13 protein-coding genes are annotated in these 16156 nt (G+C 66.0%); 8 read left to right on the forward strand and 5 right to left on the reverse strand.

Annotated elements, in window-relative coordinates; all coding sequences use genetic code 11:
- Positions 1 to 4: 4 nt before the first annotated feature.
- Positions 5 to 1489, reverse strand: a complete 1485-nt coding sequence (locus CA260_RS08125) for a chloride channel protein (protein WP_111982238.1) — start codon at positions 1487 to 1489, stop codon at positions 5 to 7.
- Positions 1486 to 3060, reverse strand: coding sequence for a bifunctional GNAT family N-acetyltransferase/carbon-nitrogen hydrolase family protein (locus CA260_RS08130; RefSeq protein WP_111982239.1), 1575 nt, complete (start codon positions 3058 to 3060; stop codon positions 1486 to 1488). The genes CA260_RS08125 and CA260_RS08130 overlap by 4 nt, the downstream gene beginning before the upstream one ends.
- An 84-nt stretch (positions 3061 to 3144) precedes the next feature.
- On the opposite strand from CA260_RS08130, the gene CA260_RS08135 reads away from it, so the two are divergent.
- Positions 3145 to 4575: a formimidoylglutamate deiminase gene (locus tag CA260_RS08135; RefSeq protein ID WP_111982240.1), complete on the forward strand. Its 1431-nt coding sequence runs from the start codon at positions 3145 to 3147 to the stop codon at positions 4573 to 4575.
- Between the two features lie 134 nt (positions 4576 to 4709).
- A complete protein-coding gene (locus tag CA260_RS21120) occupies positions 4710 to 4880 on the forward strand; it encodes a YXWGXW repeat-containing protein (protein ID WP_172461747.1) in 171 nt (56 codons plus the stop codon).
- A 92-nt stretch (positions 4881 to 4972) separates the two neighbouring features.
- Here CA260_RS21120 and CA260_RS08145 read toward each other — a convergent pair whose 3' ends face one another.
- Positions 4973 to 5890, reverse strand: coding sequence for a LysR family transcriptional regulator (locus CA260_RS08145; protein ID WP_111982242.1), 918 nt, complete (start codon positions 5888 to 5890; stop codon positions 4973 to 4975).
- A gap of 100 nt (positions 5891 to 5990) precedes the next feature.
- Here CA260_RS08145 and CA260_RS08150 point away from each other — a divergent pair, with 100 nt between their 5' ends.
- Positions 5991 to 7106, forward strand: a complete 1116-nt coding sequence (locus tag CA260_RS08150; protein ID WP_111982243.1) for an aldo/keto reductase — start codon at positions 5991 to 5993, stop codon at positions 7104 to 7106.
- Positions 7107 to 7329: 223 nt separating this feature from the next.
- On the opposite strand, the gene CA260_RS08155 is transcribed toward CA260_RS08150, so the two are convergent.
- The gene (locus CA260_RS08155) at positions 7330 to 7833 is read right to left on the reverse strand and encodes a Spy/CpxP family protein refolding chaperone (RefSeq protein WP_111982244.1); all 504 of its coding nucleotides are present in this window, start codon (positions 7831 to 7833) and stop codon (positions 7330 to 7332) included.
- Between the two features lie 151 nt (positions 7834 to 7984).
- Between CA260_RS08155 and CA260_RS08160 the strand changes: the two genes are divergently transcribed.
- The 5 genes from CA260_RS08160 to CA260_RS08180 all read left to right on the forward strand — a co-directional run bounded on the left by CA260_RS08160 (position 7985) and on the right by CA260_RS08180 (position 15214).
- Positions 7985 to 8671 carry a response regulator transcription factor gene (locus CA260_RS08160; RefSeq protein ID WP_111982245.1) on the forward strand — a complete coding sequence of 229 codons (687 nt, stop codon included), beginning with the start codon at positions 7985 to 7987 and terminating at the stop codon, positions 8669 to 8671.
- Entirely contained in the window at positions 8668 to 10038 is a 1371-nt protein-coding gene (locus CA260_RS08165) for a HAMP domain-containing sensor histidine kinase (protein WP_111982246.1), read from the forward strand. Before CA260_RS08160 ends, CA260_RS08165 begins: the two co-directional genes overlap by 4 nt.
- Positions 10039 to 10108: 70 nt before the next feature.
- Complete coding sequence (locus tag CA260_RS08170; RefSeq protein ID WP_111982247.1) at positions 10109 to 11095, forward strand: multidrug resistance efflux transporter family protein; 987 nt, start codon at positions 10109 to 10111, stop codon at positions 11093 to 11095.
- Between the two features lie 103 nt (positions 11096 to 11198).
- Positions 11199 to 14204 (forward strand): glycoside hydrolase domain-containing protein, encoded by a 3006-nt coding sequence (locus tag CA260_RS08175; protein ID WP_146745299.1) that lies wholly within the window; start codon positions 11199 to 11201, stop codon positions 14202 to 14204.
- A 26-nt stretch (positions 14205 to 14230) separates the two neighbouring features.
- Complete coding sequence (locus tag CA260_RS08180; protein WP_111982249.1) at positions 14231 to 15214, forward strand: alpha/beta hydrolase; 984 nt, start codon at positions 14231 to 14233, stop codon at positions 15212 to 15214.
- A 21-nt stretch (positions 15215 to 15235) separates the two neighbouring features.
- On the opposite strand, the gene CA260_RS08185 is transcribed toward CA260_RS08180, so the two are convergent.
- Entirely contained in the window at positions 15236 to 16147 is a 912-nt protein-coding gene (locus CA260_RS08185) for a hypothetical protein (protein ID WP_111982250.1), read from the reverse strand.
- Positions 16148 to 16156 lie beyond the last annotated feature (9 nt).

Genomic DNA, 16156 nt, shown 5'->3' on the forward strand with positions numbered 1-16156 from the left:
TCGATCAGTGTCCAGGCGAAGGCGTGGGTCTGTGGTCGTCGGGGGCGACGGATGGCGGAATCGGCGTCGCGGGATCTTCCGCGGCCAAGGTCTTCGCCGACGCGTTCGCCGGCTCGTCGTCCTGCTCTTCGGCGGCACGCCTCGCCAGTTCGCGCTCGTAGCCTTCGATGAGCTTGTCGGCCAGCGCGCGATACACCGGCTTGCGCGAGAAGATGGACGATGCGGCGCGCGCGAGCAGGCAAGTCGCCATGATCGGCAGCACCATCTGCTGGTTGGCGGTGAGTTCCATCGAGATCACCGTCGCGGTCAATGGTGCCTGCGTCACGCCCGACAGATAGCCCGCCATCGCCAGCAGCGCCACCGCCGAAGGATCGACACCCGGCAGAATGGTGGTGAGGTTGTTGCCCAGGCCAGCACCCACCGCGAGCGCCGGCGAGAAGATGCCGCCGGGGATGCCCGCCCAATAGGACGCGATATTGCCAAGGAATTTCAACACGCCGAACGAAGAGACGGTGTCGGCATGTCCTCCAATGATCTCCCTTGCCTGTGCGTAACCCGTGCCGTACAGGCCGGTATGCGTGAGCTGGCTCAGCAATACCAGCGCGAGGCCGCACGCGGCGGCGAACACGATCGGCTGGCGCGCACGAAGTCGTCCGACGATACCGCGCAACCCATGGTCGCTGGGCAGGATCAGCCGCGCGAACAAGCCGCCGGCAAGACCGCAGACGAGGCCGGTGGCCAGTACGGCCCACCAGGCTTTGCCCAGCGGCAGGCCGATGTCGAACTGGCCGAAGTAGGCGTAGTTGCCGAGGATGCCCAACGACACCATGCCCGCGACGAACACGGCAGTGAGCAGGATGCCGCTCAAGCGGTGCTCGAACGATCCGCTCATCTCCTCGATGGCGAACACGATGCCGGCGAGCGGTGTATTGAACGCCGCCGCGAGGCCCGCTGCAGCGCCAGCCAGGATGAAGCGTCCGGCGGCGGCGGGCTCGGCGAAACCGAAGCGTCGGCCCAGCGAGTAGAGCAAGCCCGCGCCCACGTGTACGGTCGGGCCTTCGCGTCCGACCGATGCACCGCCAAGCAGGGCGGCAAGCGTCAACGCCATCTTGCCCAGCGCAACGCGCAACGACAGCAGGCTCCGCCGGAAGCCCTCGTCTTCCACCTTGAGTGCGGCGATCGCCTGCGGGATGCCCGAGCCGCGGGTAGCCTTGAGCGCGCCCTGCGTCAGCCACGCGAGCAGCGCGAAGGTCAGCGGCGTGATCAGGAACGCCCAGTACCGGTTGCTCTCCACCACGCCGTGGAAAACCCGGTACGCCCAATCCGCCGCTTGCGCGAAACCCACGGCGGCAAGACCCACCAGCACCGCGCCGGTCCAGAACAGGATGCGTCGCCGCCACTGGGGCAAGGAGAAAAGTTCGGACTCGGTCAACCGGCGGAGCCGTGCCTGCGGACTGGACGGATCGGGGGTTTCTCCACCAGCGCTCACGACTTGGCCTCCGACTTGCGCGTCCAGCGTGTCTCGTACAGGTCGAAGCGACGGTCCTTGAGGTTCTGCACGGCGCCCGCGTTGCGGGCACGGGCCAGGCTTTCCAGGCGCAGGTCGGCGAACAGCACGGTTTCGATGTTCGGCGTGGAGTCCGCAGCGATGCCGTCACGCGCGAACGGGAAATCGCTCGGCGTGAGGATGCAGCTCTGGCCGTACTGGATGTCGAAGTTGTTCACGCCGGGCAAGTTGCCCACGTTGCCTGAAAGCACGACATAGCACTGGTTCTCGATCGCCCGCGCCTGCGAGCAATAGCGCACGCGCAGGTAACCTTCGCGCACGTCGGTGCAGAACGGCACGAACAGGATCAAGGCGCCCTGGTCGGTGAGATGGCGTGCGACCTCGGGGAACTCCGAGTCGTAGCAGATCATCACGCCGATCGGGCCGCAGTCGGTCTGGATGGTCGCCGCGGTGTCGCCGCCGGTGATGTTCCACACGGTGCGTTCGCTCGGCGTCGGGTGGATCTTTTCCTGCTCGTGGATGGAGCCGTCGCGCAGGCACACGTAGCAGACGTTGTGGATGTCGCCATTCGCCTGCTCGGTGGGATGCGAGCCGGCGATGATGTTGATGTTGTAGTGCACCGCCAGGCGGCTGAAGAGCTCCTTCACCTGCGGCGTGTACTGGCTGAGCTTGCGGATGGATTCGACCGGCGAGAGCTCCTCGTTCTCGATCGACAGCAGCTGCAGCGTGATCAGCTCGGGGAAGGTGACGAAGTCCGCGCTGTAGTCGGCCGCGATGTCGGTGAAGTACTCCACCTGCGTGGCGAATTCCTCGAACGAGCGGATGCGTCGCTGCTGGTACTGCACCGAAGCGACGCGCACGAGGTCGGGTAGCGGCTGCGTCGACGGAATCGACGGGATGTCCGGCTGGTTGAGCAGTTGCGGATTGCGCCACACCAGATGCGCGGCATAACCCAGCGAGTCGTAATCGGAGGGCACGTAGCCGCGCAACAGCCCGATCACCTCGAACTCGTTGCTGAGCTGGAAGCTCAACGTGGGATCGCGGCGCTTGCCTTCCACCACCGCCTGCACGTAGGCCTCGGCGGTGCCGTAACGCTGCAGGTTGCGCGCGAGGCCGGGGATACGGCCACCGAACACGATGCCGCGCAGCTTGAGGTCGGTGCACAGGCGCTTGCGTGCCTGGTACAGGCGCTGGCCGATGCGGATGTTGCGGTAGTCCGGATGCACCACCACTTCCATGCCATACAGCCAGTTGCCGTCGCTGCGGTGACGCGAACCCATGCCGCCGCCGGTGATCTGCATCCAGGTATGTGGCGAGAGAGCCGTGGCCTCGTCGATGCGGAACGTGGCGCAATAGCCGACGAGCTTGCCTTCGTACTCGACCACGAACTGGCCCTGCGGAAAATGCGTCTGCTGGGAGCGCAGCATTTCCGCCGAATGGCCCCATTCCGGGGTGTAGACGCGACCGGTGAGTTCGACCAGCGCGGGCACGTCGGCGGGTTTCGCCTGGCGCACCAGCAGTTTCGGGGTGTTTTCCTGATTCTTCTTGGCCATCGCTGCATTATGCCGTACCTCGCTGAACGAGGCGGCGGGCGCAGCGGTTACACTCGCAGATCATTGCTTCCAGGAATCAGTGCCATGGCCGCCGTCATTCCCACGCGTTACGCCGCCGATCGACTGTGGACGCCGCAAGGTTGGATACGTGACGCCGGCGTGCAGGTGGACGACCGCGGCATGATCGTGGGTGTCGGCGAAGGCGAGGGTGACCGACTGGGGCGCTGGGTGCTGCCTGGCATGCCCAACCTGCATTCGCACGCGTTCCAGCGCGCCATGGCCGGCCTGGCCGAGCGCCGGGGGCTGGCTCATGCGCTCATCCCTGAGCGCGAAGATCAAAAAGCGGCCATCCATGGCCGCACTTCTCAACAAACCGACAGCTTCTGGACGTGGCGCGAAACCATGTACGCGTTCGCGGCCTCGGTCGGGCCGGAGGCATTGCAGGCGATTGCTGCGCAGCTCTACGTGGAAATGCTCAAGAGCGGCTACACGCAGGTCTGCGAATTCCACTACCTGCATCACCAGCCCGACGGCACGCCGTACGCCCAGCCCGAGGCGATGTCGCTGGCGCTGATCGAAGCCGCGCGCGAAGCGGGCATCGCCCTGACCTTGTTGCCCGTGCTTTACATGAGCGGCGGTTTCGACGGTCGCCCCTTGGCGCCGCGGCAGCGGCGCTTCGGTCACGACGTGCCTGCCTACCTGCGATTGCTGCAGGCCTTGCGCGCCCATGAGAGCGATCGCGTGCGCGTCGGCATTGCACTGCATTCGCTGCGTGCGATGCCCGCGGAGGCCATGCGTGAAGTGCTGGCAGATGAGCTCGCGAAGCGTTGCCCCATCCATATCCATATCGCCGAGCAGATCGGTGAAGTGCAGGATTGCCTGGCCACGCGCGGCGCACGACCGGTGGAATGGCTGTTCGATCATGCGGAGGTCGATTCGCGCTGGACGCTGGTGCATGCGACGCACCTGAGCGCGCAGGAAACCCGGCGGCTTGCCGGCAGTGGCGCCGTGGCCGGCCTTTGTCCCACCACCGAGGCGAACCTGGGCGATGGCCTGTTTCCGCTCGCGGATTATCTGGACGCGCACGGCACGCTCGGTATCGGTTCGGACTCGCATATCTCCGTGTCACCGGTCGAGGAGCTGCGCTGGCTGGAATACGGACAGCGTCTCTCCACACGGCATCGCAACATCGCCTCGCGCCACCAGGGCGAGAGCGTGGGGGAAACGCTGTGGCCTGCCGCGCTGCGTGGTGGTGCGCTGGCCTCGGGGCTGCCGGTCGGCGAAGTGCGTGAAGCGGCGCGCGCCGACTTCATCGTGCTGGACGATCGTGCGCCCTTGCTCGCGGCACGTGACGAAGCATCGGTGATCGACAGCTTCCTGTTCGCCGGCAACGTGCCCCTGGTGCGCGACGTGATGGTGGGCGGTGAATGGATGGTGCGCGATGCCGTGCACCGCGACGAAGACCGCATCGCCGCACGCTACCGCACGGTGATGGAGCGGCTGGCGCAACGCTGAGCCGCAAGCATCACGACAGCGTGAACGATGGCTGCCGTCCGGATGAACCGCAGCCATCGGCAATCCGGTGCATGGTCAGCGGCCTTCCCCAAGCGACGTTTTCCGACGCAACTCCCCCACTCAAGGAAAGCGTCATGCGTCGACTCATGCTTGTCGGTCTTGCCTTCGCCGTCATGTGCAGCGCGCTGCTTTCACTGACCGGCTGCGTGGTGGTGGCGCCTCGGCCGCATTACGCGGCGCGCGTATGGGTGCCGGGTTACTACGCGCCGGGCAGCGTCTGGATTTCCGGTCATTGGCGTGGATAAGCCAGCGACATGGTGAATCTTTTGTAGGAGCGCACCCAGTGCGCGATAAGCCTACGAAGCGGCAATGCCGTGATCGCGCACTGGGTGCGCTCCTACAGGAGATGCGGAACGCTTCGCCGCAGGTGCTCGATGAACACGCGCAGCTTGGGTGGCACCTGCAGCCGGCTGGGGTAGTAGAGATAGAAACCATCGAACGGCGGCAGCCAATCGTCGAGCACGGTGACCAGCCGTCCGTCGGCGATCGCGGCGCGCACCGACAGTTCGACCATATGCGTGAGGCCCAGGCCATCCATCGCCGCGCGGATGGCGAGCGCGGGGTCGTTGGTGGTCAATGGGCCGTCCACGTCCAGCTCGAACCACTGGCCTTTGGACGGGCCTGAAGGATGGGCGAATTCCCAGCGATAGATCGCGCCGCTGCTGAAGCGGAAGCGGATGCAGTCGTGCGCGGCGAGATCGCGTGGATGTTGCGGCCTGTCATGTGCCTCGAGGTAGGAGGGCGATCCGACCACGACGGCCCGCTGCCTTCCGCCCAGCGGGACGGCCACCATGTCGCGTGCCAGTCGCTCGCCCAGGCGGATGCCGGCGTCGAAGCCTTCCGCCACCAGGTCGGTGAGGCGGTTCTCGACCTGGATGTCGACGCGCACTTCCGGCCACGCGCGCATGAACTCGGCCAGGGTGGGCGCGACCAGGGTCTCCAGCACCATCTGCGGTACGGCGATGCGCAACGTGCCTACCGGACGATCACCGTGCTGGCGTAGCGCGTCGATGGCATCGTCGATTTCGCCGAGGGCCGGCGTGATGCGTTCGAGAAAGGCACGGCCGGCTTCGGTGAGCCCTACGCGGCGGGTGGTCCGATGAAGCAGGCGCACACCGACGTGGGTTTCGAGCTGGCGCAGGGTCTGGCTCAACGCCGAGGCCGTGACCTCCAGCTCCGCGGCGGCGCGGGTGAAGCTGCCATGCCGGGCAATCAGCCGGAAGGCGCGCAGGGCGGTGGTGTGGTCGGTCGCCATTGATTAGTCATGCTTAATAAAGCATGTAAACAATGGCTATTTTTCCTCGTAATGACAAGGCCCAGACTGGCGTTATTCCCCCAAGCGCAAGGAAATCGCCATGTCTCTCGACTCGTACTACACCCTCGGCCGTTCCGGTCTGCGCGTCAGCCGCCTCGCCCTCGGCACGATGACCTTCGGTGACAACTGGGGCTGGGGCGCGGCGGAAGACACCGCCCGCGCCATGTTCGACCGCTACCTGGCCGCCGGCGGCAACATCATCGACACCGCGGACCTTTACACCGAAGGCGCCAGCGAAGAACTGCTGGGCCGCTTCGTGGAGGACGCCGGCGTGCGCGATCGCGTGGTGCTGTCCACCAAGTTCAGCTACAACGCCCAGCCCGGCAACCCGAATGCGGGCGGCAACGGCCGCAAGAACATCCTGCGCGCGGTGGAAGGCTCGCTGCGCCGGCTGCGCACGGACTACATCGATCTCTATCTGCTGCACACCTGGGACCGCATCACGCCGGCCGAAGAAGTGGTGCGCACGCTCGACGACCTGGTGCGCGCCGGCAAGATCCGCTACGCAGGCCTGTCCGACGTGCCGGCCTGGTATGCCTCGCGCGCCCAGACCTTTGCCGAGGCGCACGCGCTGTCGCCCTTGGTCAATCTCCAGCTCGAATACTCACTGGTCGAGCGCAACCTGGAGCACGAGTTCGCGCCGATGGCGCTGGAGCTGGGCATGGGCATCACGGCATGGAGTCCGCTCGGCATGGGCCTCTTGTCCGGCAAGTACAAGCCGAGCGAAGCGGGCGGTGCGGGCGAAGGCCGCCTGGCCAAGGTGTCGGGCCTGCCCGGCTTCGATCGCTTCACCGAACGCAACTGGCGCATCGTCGCCGTGCTGGAAGAGGTGGCGCAGGCGCTTGGCAAGCCGATGGCGCAGGTGGCGTTGAATTGGGTGGCGACGCAACCGGCGGTAGCGTCGGTGATCGTGGGCGCGACCAAGCTGGCGCAACTGGACGACAACCTCAGTGCGTTGTCCTTCGAGATACCGACCGAACTGCGCAAGCGACTGAACGAGGCCAGCGCGCCGGACACGCCGTTCCCCTACTGGTTCTTTGGCGACACGCAGCAGACCCGCATCCATGGCGGCGTGAGTGTGGGCAGCAAGCCGGCGGATTATGCGCCGCCGGTGTATGTGAAGGCGGAATCGGTGGGTGGGTTCAAGGCCGACTGAGGCGAGCCCCCCTTTGTAGGAGCGCACCCAGTGCGCGAAAAACCTACGGAGCAGTGAAGCCACGTCTCTCTCGACGACCGACTTCACGGTGATCTGCCATTCTGCGGTCGCGCACTGGGTGCGCTCCTACAAAAAAGAATGGCTGCGTGGAAAAGAAACGGCGCCAGCATGCAGGCTGGCGCCGATGTTGTTTTGCCGTGGAATGTTTTTGTGTGTGACGTGCTTACTGTGCCGTGGACGAGCCCGATGCCGGGTGCCGCGCCTTGAACTGCTGCCACTGCTGGCGGCGTGCCTGGCGGTCGGCCTTCATGGTGGCCAGCTGGGCCTGCTGGGCGGGCGTCAGCACGGCGTAGATCTGCGCACGGATGGCGGCGCGCTGCTGCACGCGGGCGGTGGCGGCAGCGCCTTCGGCCTGGGCCAGCGCAGTGGCGGCGGCCTGGTAGCCGGAGGCATTCGGGGCCATCTGCTCGAAGGCTTCACGCTGCTGGCGCAGGTTCTGGCGCTGCGTCTTGGTCTGGCTGAAGGCGTTCTGCATGATCTGCTTGATGTTCGCCTTCTGGGCGTCGCTCAGATTGAGCTTGGCGTAGGCGCCGGCGAACTCATGGCCGTGACCGCCATGCCAACCGTCGTGGGGGCCGCCGTCCTGGCCGGCCGCAGCAGCGATGGCAAACGGGGCGAGGGCCAGAGCCGAAGCCATGGCCAGGGCGAGGGTAATGTTCTTGCGCATGGAGTGTTCCTGTGTCGTCGTGGACGGGGAGGTGTGTCCATTTGACGACGGCGCCACGTGTATGTTCTTTGCGCAAGGGTAAAGAAGCGTAAAGCCGGTGGAGACGGGACCCGGGCGCCGTTTCAATGAGTCCAGCAGCACGAGTCATGCCATGCCGAGACTATTGATTGTCGATGACGACCGGGCCCTGTGTGGCCTGCTCAAGGATTACCTCGAGCGCGAGGGTTTCGTGGTCGACATCGCCCACGACAGCGAGGCGGGCCTGGCCCTGCTGCACAACCCCTCGACGCGGCCGGACCTTTTGATCCTCGATGTGATGATGCCTGGCCGCGATGGCCTGGATACGTTGCGCGAGCTACGCCTGAAGCATCGCCTGCCGGTGATCATGCTCTCCGCCAAGGGCGAGCCGGTCGACCGCGTGGTCGGGCTGGAGCTGGGCGCCGACGATTACCTCACCAAGCCCTGCCTGCCGCGCGAACTGTTGGCCCGTATCCGCGCGCAACTGCGCCGCAATGCGCCGGCGACGGCGGGCAGCATGCAAGTGGGCGTGCTTCGACTGGAACCCGGCGAGCGGCGCGCCTATGTCGGCGAGCAGGAGCTGACGCTCACCGGCGCGGAATTCCAGCTGCTGCTCGCACTGGCGCAGCGAACGGGCGAGCTGGTGGACAAGGCCACGTTGACGCGCATGGCGCTTGGGCGTGAGCTGGAACGCTTCGACCGCAGCATCGACGTGCACGTGAGCCGCCTGCGTCACAAGCTGGCGGAAGCATCGACGCAGTCGCCACGCATCGAGTCGGTGCGTGGCGCCGGCTACAGCCTGGTGGCGGGGGCCGCGTGAGTCCATTCAAGAGTTCGCTGTATTGGCGGTTGCTGGTCAGCTTCTGCGCGGTGAACCTGCTGGCGCTGCTGTTCGGCGGCTTCCTCACGCAGCGCTTCATCGAATACGGCACGGCGGTGGAGATCAACTGGGCATCGCTTGCGCAAAGTGCCAACGAGGTCTATGAAAACGGCGGCACCGGTGCGCTCGCCGTGTGGTCGCAGCAGCAGCGCCGCGAAGGCATCGACGCCACGCTGTACGAAAACGGCGAAGCGTTGACGCCCATGCGTACGCCTGCCTGGGTACGCGGCTCACTGCAGAACTGGCTCGACGAAAAGCGCGACATGGTGTTGCAACCGTGGCCGAACATCTACGTAGCCGTGCAGCAGGTAAACGGCAGCGATGGCCGTGTGCGGCAATTGGTGGCGCTGAGCCGCACGCACTCCCGCATGCGCCCGCAAACGCGCACGACCATTTTTCTCGCGAGCCAGGCCGTGCTCTCGCTGCTGTTCATCGGCCTGGTCGGTTGGTGGGTGGCGCGCAGCGTGGCGCGCCCGGTGGAAGCGATCCGACAGGCTACGCGACGCATGGCGTCGGGCGAGCTGTCGGCACGCGTGGGCAGGGAGGGGCAACGCGCCCATGACGAGCTCGCGCAGCTGGCGCGCGATTTCGATGCCATGGCCGAACGCATCGAGGCGCTGGTGACCCACGACCGCAGCGTCTTGCAGGACCTTTCGCACGAACTCCGTTCGCCGTTGGCGCGATTGCACCTGATCCTGGATCTGGCCCAGCGCAGCGACAGCGCCGAAGACGCCGCTCGCTACTTTCGTCAGGCCGAGCAGGAAATCGGTCGCCTGGATCACATGACCGGCGAGATGCTCGCGCTGTCACGCCTGGAGGGTGGCATTCCCGGGGAGAACCGCGAGCGCATCGACGTGGTGTCCCTGCTGCACGACTGCATCCAACGTGCGAACGTGGAGGCCCAGGCGCGACGCATCGCCTTGTCCCTGGTTTCGTCGGCGCCGCTCATGGTCTCGGGCAGCGTCCTGCTGCTGGAGCGGGCCTTCGACAACCTGATCGCGAATGCGATCAAGTTCAGTCCCGAAGGCAGCCCGGTCGAACTGGCGGTGCGTCAGGTCGACGATCGTGCCTGCTGCATCGTTCGCGACCACGGTCCGGGCGTGCCCGACGCCGAGCTGTCGTCGCTGTTCCGTCCGTTGTTCCGTGGCAGCAACGCATCACGCGCGGAAGGGCATGGCCTGGGGCTCGCCATCGCGCAGCGCGTGGCGCGGGCGCACGGCGGTGACATCGAGGCGCGCCATGCCGAGGGTGGCGGCCTGCAGGTCGAACTGACCTTGCCGCTCGCGCCGGCGGTGATGGCTGGCTGACCGTCCGCGCCCGCCCTTCGAAAACGCCCCGGCATTTGCCACACTCGGTGTTTTCGACCACGGAACGCCGATGCGCTCCCATGCTTTCGCCGCGGTAGGACTGGCGCTGTGCTCGGCGCTGTTCTTCACCATGACGTATGTGCTCAATCGCAGCCTGGTGGCGGGCGGCGGTCATTGGGCATGGGCGGTGATCCTGCGCTACCTGATCACGCTGCCACTGCTGGCCGTGGTGTTGCCGTGGCAGGGTGGTCTGGGCGAATTGCCGAAAGAGCTGCGTCTCTATCCGCGCCCGTGGCTGTTGTGGAGCACCGTCGGTTTCGTGCTGTTCGGCCTGCCGCTTACCTGGGCCGCGAACAGCGGGCCATCGTGGCTGGTCGCCGGCAGCTTCCAGAGCACCGTGCTGGCGGGCCCTCTGCTGGCGCCGTTCATCTATCGCGATGAACGACGGAGGCTGGCCTGGGGCAGCGTGGCGATCGGCGTGCTGATTCTTGCCGGCGTGTTCGCGCTGCAATGGGGACATGCGCAGGGGCGTCTGCAGGCCAGCGACTGGATGGCAATGGCGGCGGTGGTGTTTTCCGCGTTCGCCTATCCGCTCGGCAATCGCATGGTGCTGTTGCACCTGGAACAGACCGGCACGCGCATCGGCGCCACGCAGCGTGTATTCGGCATGACGTTGTGCAGCTGGCCGCTATGGCTGGTGCTGGCGGCTGTCACGTGGTTCACCGTCGGCCCGCCGAACATGCGAGAGGCATGGCTGGCAGGTGGCGTGGCGTTGTCTTCCGGCGTGATCGCCACGGTGCTGTTCTTCCGCGCCACCGACATGGTGCGCAGCGAGCCGACCTCGCTCGCGGCCGTGGAGGCGATGCAGGCAGCGGAATTGCTGTTTGCCACGGTCATCGGCGCAAGCTTTCTCGGCGAGGCGTGGCCGCACGGCTATTCCGCATTGGGCGCGTTGATGATCGTGGTCGGCATCGCGCTGTTCGGCTGGATCAGCGGACGCTCCGCGGCGGGGCATGATGAGGCGGTACGCACCTTGCGCACCGATCGCGGTGCGTGATCGGCACCTCCGGAACTTGCTCCGGGCTGCATACTCGGGTTAAACACGCTGATTGCGGCCATGCATGGCGTGGCCGATTTCCTCTTTGCGATCTGGGGTGATCATGGGGCAGCAGCGTAGTGCGTGGATCCTGATGGGCGCTTTGCTTGGCGCGACGCCTTTGGCCTATGCGCAGGCACCGGCGGATCTCCAGCCGCTGCGCTGGAATGCGGATGCGCTGGGCAATCACCGTTACCTGCTCGACGTAAAGGCGGCGGCCAAGGCCGTGCATGTGGTGATTCCGTGGCGACGCCGCGACGCGCATCCGGAGCAGGTGGCCGTGCTGGTCACCGGGCCCGACGGCAAGCCGGTGGCGAACGTCCTGCGTGGCGGCATCAGCCAGGCGCAGGGCGAGCTGGTGTTCGAGGCGGCGCAGGCTGGCACGTATGCCGTCTACTACCAGCCCTACGTCAGCAAGGGACGGAGCAACTATCCCACCGTGACCTATGCAGCGCCGACGGATACGGCGGATGTGAACTGGGCGCACAAGGTTGGCATCGATCCGCGCGCCTGGCGCAAGCTGCCCGAAGCGACAGTGTTGCGCTACGAAGCCGTCGACGACTTCGATGCCTACACCTCGATGGAGCGCACCGCCACGCCCGACGAAGTCAAGGCATTGCTGGCAGCGCACGCGAACGAGCGCCTGCTGGTGTTTCCGGAGACGCGCGAGCATCCGGTGCGCATGTTCGATGCCTTGCCCGAGAGCTGGGCAACGCGCGGCGCGGGTGGTGCGTTGAGCGACAGCGCGTTGCGCGGCGAGTACCTGAGTTTCCAGGTGGGCGCATGGGCGCCGCATGGCAAGGTCGACGATGTGCGTGTGTCCTTCGCCGACCTGCGCAGTGACGCGGGCGCCAGCATTCCGGCATCCGCGCTGACCTGTTTCAACCTCGGCGGCGTGGACTACGCAGGCAAGCCGTTCACGACGCGCGTGGACGTGGCGGAAGGAAAGATCCAGCCGCTATGGATGGGATTGAATGTCCCGGTGTCGATCGCGCCTGGCGTGTATCACGGCGAGGTCACGGTCAGCGCGGATGGCGTGCCGGCACGGAAGATTCCGCTCGCCATCACGGTGGAAGCCGGGCAGGCAGTCGCGCATGGCGATGACGATCCGTACAAGCTCACGCGATTGCGCTGGCTCAATTCCACGTTGGCGCAGGACGACGAGCTGGTGAAGCCGTTCACCGCGATCACGGTCAAGGGCGCCACGCTGGGCCTGCTGGGTCGCGAGGTGAAGCTCGATGCCAATGGTCTGCCGGCACAGATCACCAGTCGTTTCGATGAACGCATGACGGGATTCGCGCCCAGGCCGACGAACATGCTGGCGGCGCCGATGCGCCTCGTCGTGGAAGACGCGAGCGGCGTCCACGTGTTGACCGGCTCCAAGGCGCCCACCGTGCAGACGAATGGTCCGGCCAAGGTGCACTGGCAGGTGGCCGGCATTGCCGGACCGTTGCAGGGTGATGTACAGGCCAGCCTCGAGGCGGATGGCACGCTGGTCTACTCGATCGCATTGACGGCGAAAGATGCGGTGACGTTGCGGGACATCCGCCTGGAGATGCCACTGAGCCACGACATGGCGCAGTACCAGCTGGGTCTCGGGCGCACTGGCGATCATGCGCCGGCGGATTTCCAATGGAAGTGGAACGTGCAGAACAACCAGGACGGCGCGTGGATCGGTACGGTCAACGCCGGCCTGGAGTTCCATCTGCGCGACGAGCATTACCTTCGTCCGTTGAACACCAACTTCTACCACCAGCAGCCGCTGCGCATGCCGGTGTCGTGGGACAACGCCGGGCAGGGCGGCATTCGCCTGCACAGCGATCGCGACGCGTACGCCGTGCAGGCGTTCAGCGGCCCGCGTCAGGTGCAAGCGGGCGAAACGCTGCACTACGACCTCGTCATGCGCGTCACCCCGTTCAAGACGATCAAGCCGGCCGAGCACTTCGCCGAGCGCTTCTTCCACAAGTACGGCGACCTCGATGCGATCAAGGCCGATGGCGCGAACGTGGTGAACATCCACCATGCGACGCCGATCAACCCGTGGATCAACTATCCGTTCCTCGAACCGGGGGCGATGCGCGCGTACATCGATACGGCGCACCAGCGTGGCGTGCGCGTGAAGATCTACGACACGGTACGCGAGTTGTCCGATCGCGCGCCCGAGTTGCCGATGCTGGAAAGCCTGGGTCATGAAGTCATCAGCAGCGGCAAGGGCGGCGGCTTCTCGTGGCTGCAGGAGCACCTGGATGGCGACTACATCGCCGCCTGGCATGTACCCGAGAATCGCGATGCGGCGGTGATCAATGCGGGCCAGAGCCGCTGGCACAACTATTACATCGAAGGGCTGGACTGGCTCGCGCGCAACATGGGTATCGATGGCCTGTATCTTGATGACGTCGCCTACGATCGCACCACCATGAAACGCGTGCGCAAGGTGCTGCAGGCGCATCGTGAGCATCCGCTGATCGACCTGCATTCGGCCAGCCAGTACAACCCGCGCGATGGTTACATCAACAGCGTGTTGCTGTACATGGAGCTTTTCCCGTACATCGACCGCCTGTGGTTCGGCGAGGAGTTCGATTACGAGAAGACGTCGCCGAGCTACTGGCTCACCGAGATCTCCGGCATTCCGTATGGCCTGATGGGAGAGATGCTGCAGCACGATGGCAACCCGTGGCGCGGCATGTTGTTCGGCATGACGAACCGCCTGGGCTGGTCGCCGGGCAGCGATCCGCGCGGGCTGTGGAAGCTGTGGGATGCGTTCGGCATCGAGCAGGCCGACATGGTCGGCTGGTGGGTACATGACACGCCGATCAAGACCGATCGTGCCGACGTGCTGGTGACCAGTTACGTGCGCAAGGGCAAGAAGACCCTCGTGGCGCTGGCTTCCTGGGCGCCGGAGAAAACCTCGGTGAAGCTCGCGATCGACTGGAAGGCGCTCGGCATCTCTGCCGGCAAGGCAACGCTGGTGGCCGCGCCGATCGAAGGTTTCCAGCCGGCGGCGACCTTCAAGCCCGGTGATGCCATTCCCGTCGAGCCCGGCAAGGGCTGGCTGCTGGTGCTCGAATGATGGCCTCGCAAGGGCGGGAGAGTGTGATGAAGCGGAGTCGGCCGTGGGTGTTCGCCTTGCTGTTGGCGGGTGGCATGCATGGACAGGCCCTCGCGCAAGCGGCCGATGACCCATCGGTGGTGCATCTGGCGCTGGACGCGAAAGCGTTTGCGCCGGAGCAGATCAAGGTCACGGTCTATCTGCCGCCAGGTTATGCAGACAAGGAGGCGGCGAACACCCGTTATCCCGTGCTCTACGCCAACGACGGACAGGACATGGCCGCCGTCGGCCTGCGCGATACGCTCGCCAAGCTCTATACCGGGCACGCGATCGAGCCGGTGATCGTGGTCGCCGTGGACATGCTGGCGGATCGCGCGTCGGGTTACGGATTGTCGGACCGCGCACGTCGCCGCAGCGTGGTGGGCGGCTCGCGCATCGGGCCGATCGGCAGCCGCGCCTATGAGTATTCCGACTGGGTCGCGACGGAACTGGTGCGCTATGTGGATGCGCACTACCGCACGCGTGCGAACGCCAGTGACCGCACGGTGCTCGGCTGGTCGCTGGGCGCGCTGAATGCGTTCAACCTCGGCTGGGAATATCCCGACGTGTTCGGCCGCGTCGGTGCCTTCTCGCCGTCGTTCTGGCTCGCCGCGGATCGCAGCAGTCCGCAGGCGGTGGAATCGTCGCGCCTGGCGCAGGCCATGGTGGATCGCGCCACGGCGCGCAAGCCGCTGCGCTTCTGGATCACCGTGGGTGGCCGCGAGGAGACGAACGATCGCAACGGCAACGGCGTGATCGACGCGGTGGAAGACGCGCGGGATCTCGTCGAAGGCTTTCGCCTGCCCGACGGTACGGAGGAACGTGGACTGCGCGGCCTTGGCTACCGCGTGGACGACGAACATGACGATCGTCCGTCGCCTGATGCGGATGTCGCGTTCTACGTGCTGGCCGATGGCGAGCACAACCAAGCGACGTGGAAGCGGATGCTGCCGCCGTTCCTCGTATGGGCCTTTGGCACACCGGCGAAGTAATCGCCGGCGTGCGTCGTTTCGCTAGGCCGAAGCCAGCGCCAGGCGGCCGATCTTCACCAGCCCAGGGCTGAACTCGAGATCGGCTGGCAACACGGTCTTGGGATTGGGCGTGGGCTCGGGCAGGGCGAGCCCACCAACGGCGGTGAGTGACGCCTGCTTGGGCATCGTGATGCCAAGACGCGTCCGCGCCTGCAACAGGCGAAGCGCGAGGTCTTCGTCCTCGGAGGCGTCTTCAACGGCAGCGGCCGTCAGCTCGCGCATGCCGTGCATCGGCGAGGAGAGCAGGGCGATTTCGCTGGCCAGGCTCGGCGAGCGGTCGGCGCGGCGCAAGTCTTCCAGGGTTTCGTGCGCCAGGGCGAGCAGGTCGATGTCGGGCAGCGGCGTGTGCTGGCGGGAGCGCGTGATCACCGGCAGGCGCAATGCATGGGCCGGCGAGGTCGGCGCTTCGTCGAAGCCGCGATAGACCAGTTCGCTGCACACCACGCGCGTCGGATCGTTGTCGATGACCAGGTCCAGCGCCATGCGCACCACGCGACGCAGGTCGCGGCTGCCGGGAATCTTGTTGCGCACGGAGCACACGAGGCCCAGCACGAACAACGACGTCATCGGATAGGGGCGGCCGAGGTAGGGCATGAGTGCCGTACGCAGGTCGGCCAGCATCGCATCATGATCGGCCTGCTGCAGGCGTGACGGACGGAACACGTCGATATAGTGGAAGTTCTCCTTCATCGTGATGCGCTGGTCGAGCGTCGCCAGGCGCACGCCGCTGGCGGCCGCCTCCATCAGCTGCGTGTCGTCGTACACCACGGCGGCATGGCTGTAGGCACTGTCGCCCACCCAGGCAATCAGTCGCGAGAGTTCGCCGCGTCCCATGTGCAACAGCACATCGCCGGCTTCCAGGTCGTGCGGCTGCAACACGTGCGGTGTGTCCACGGGATTCCT

The organism is Dyella jiangningensis, from assembly GCF_003264855.1.
Classification (GTDB): Bacteria; Pseudomonadota; Gammaproteobacteria; order Xanthomonadales; family Rhodanobacteraceae; genus Dyella; species Dyella jiangningensis_C.

Coding starts and splice junctions, on each gene's coding strand:
- CA260_RS08130 (WP_111982239.1), bottom strand. CDS start 3,060: ATGGCCAAGAAGAATCAGGAAAACACCCCGAAACTGCTGGTGCGCCAG.
- CA260_RS08135 (WP_111982240.1), top strand. CDS start 3,145: ATGGCCGCCGTCATTCCCACGCGTTACGCCGCCGATCGACTGTGGACG.
- CA260_RS21120 (WP_172461747.1), top strand. CDS start 4,710: ATGCGTCGACTCATGCTTGTCGGTCTTGCCTTCGCCGTCATGTGCAGC.
- CA260_RS08145 (WP_111982242.1), bottom strand. CDS start 5,890: ATGGCGACCGACCACACCACCGCCCTGCGCGCCTTCCGGCTGATTGCC.
- CA260_RS08150 (WP_111982243.1), top strand. CDS start 5,991: ATGTCTCTCGACTCGTACTACACCCTCGGCCGTTCCGGTCTGCGCGTC.
- CA260_RS08155 (WP_111982244.1), bottom strand. CDS start 7,833: ATGCGCAAGAACATTACCCTCGCCCTGGCCATGGCTTCGGCTCTGGCC.
- CA260_RS08160 (WP_111982245.1), top strand. CDS start 7,985: ATGCCGAGACTATTGATTGTCGATGACGACCGGGCCCTGTGTGGCCTG.
- CA260_RS08170 (WP_111982247.1), top strand. CDS start 10,109: ATGCGCTCCCATGCTTTCGCCGCGGTAGGACTGGCGCTGTGCTCGGCG.
- CA260_RS08175 (WP_146745299.1), top strand. CDS start 11,199: ATGGGGCAGCAGCGTAGTGCGTGGATCCTGATGGGCGCTTTGCTTGGC.
- CA260_RS08180 (WP_111982249.1), top strand. CDS start 14,231: ATGAAGCGGAGTCGGCCGTGGGTGTTCGCCTTGCTGTTGGCGGGTGGC.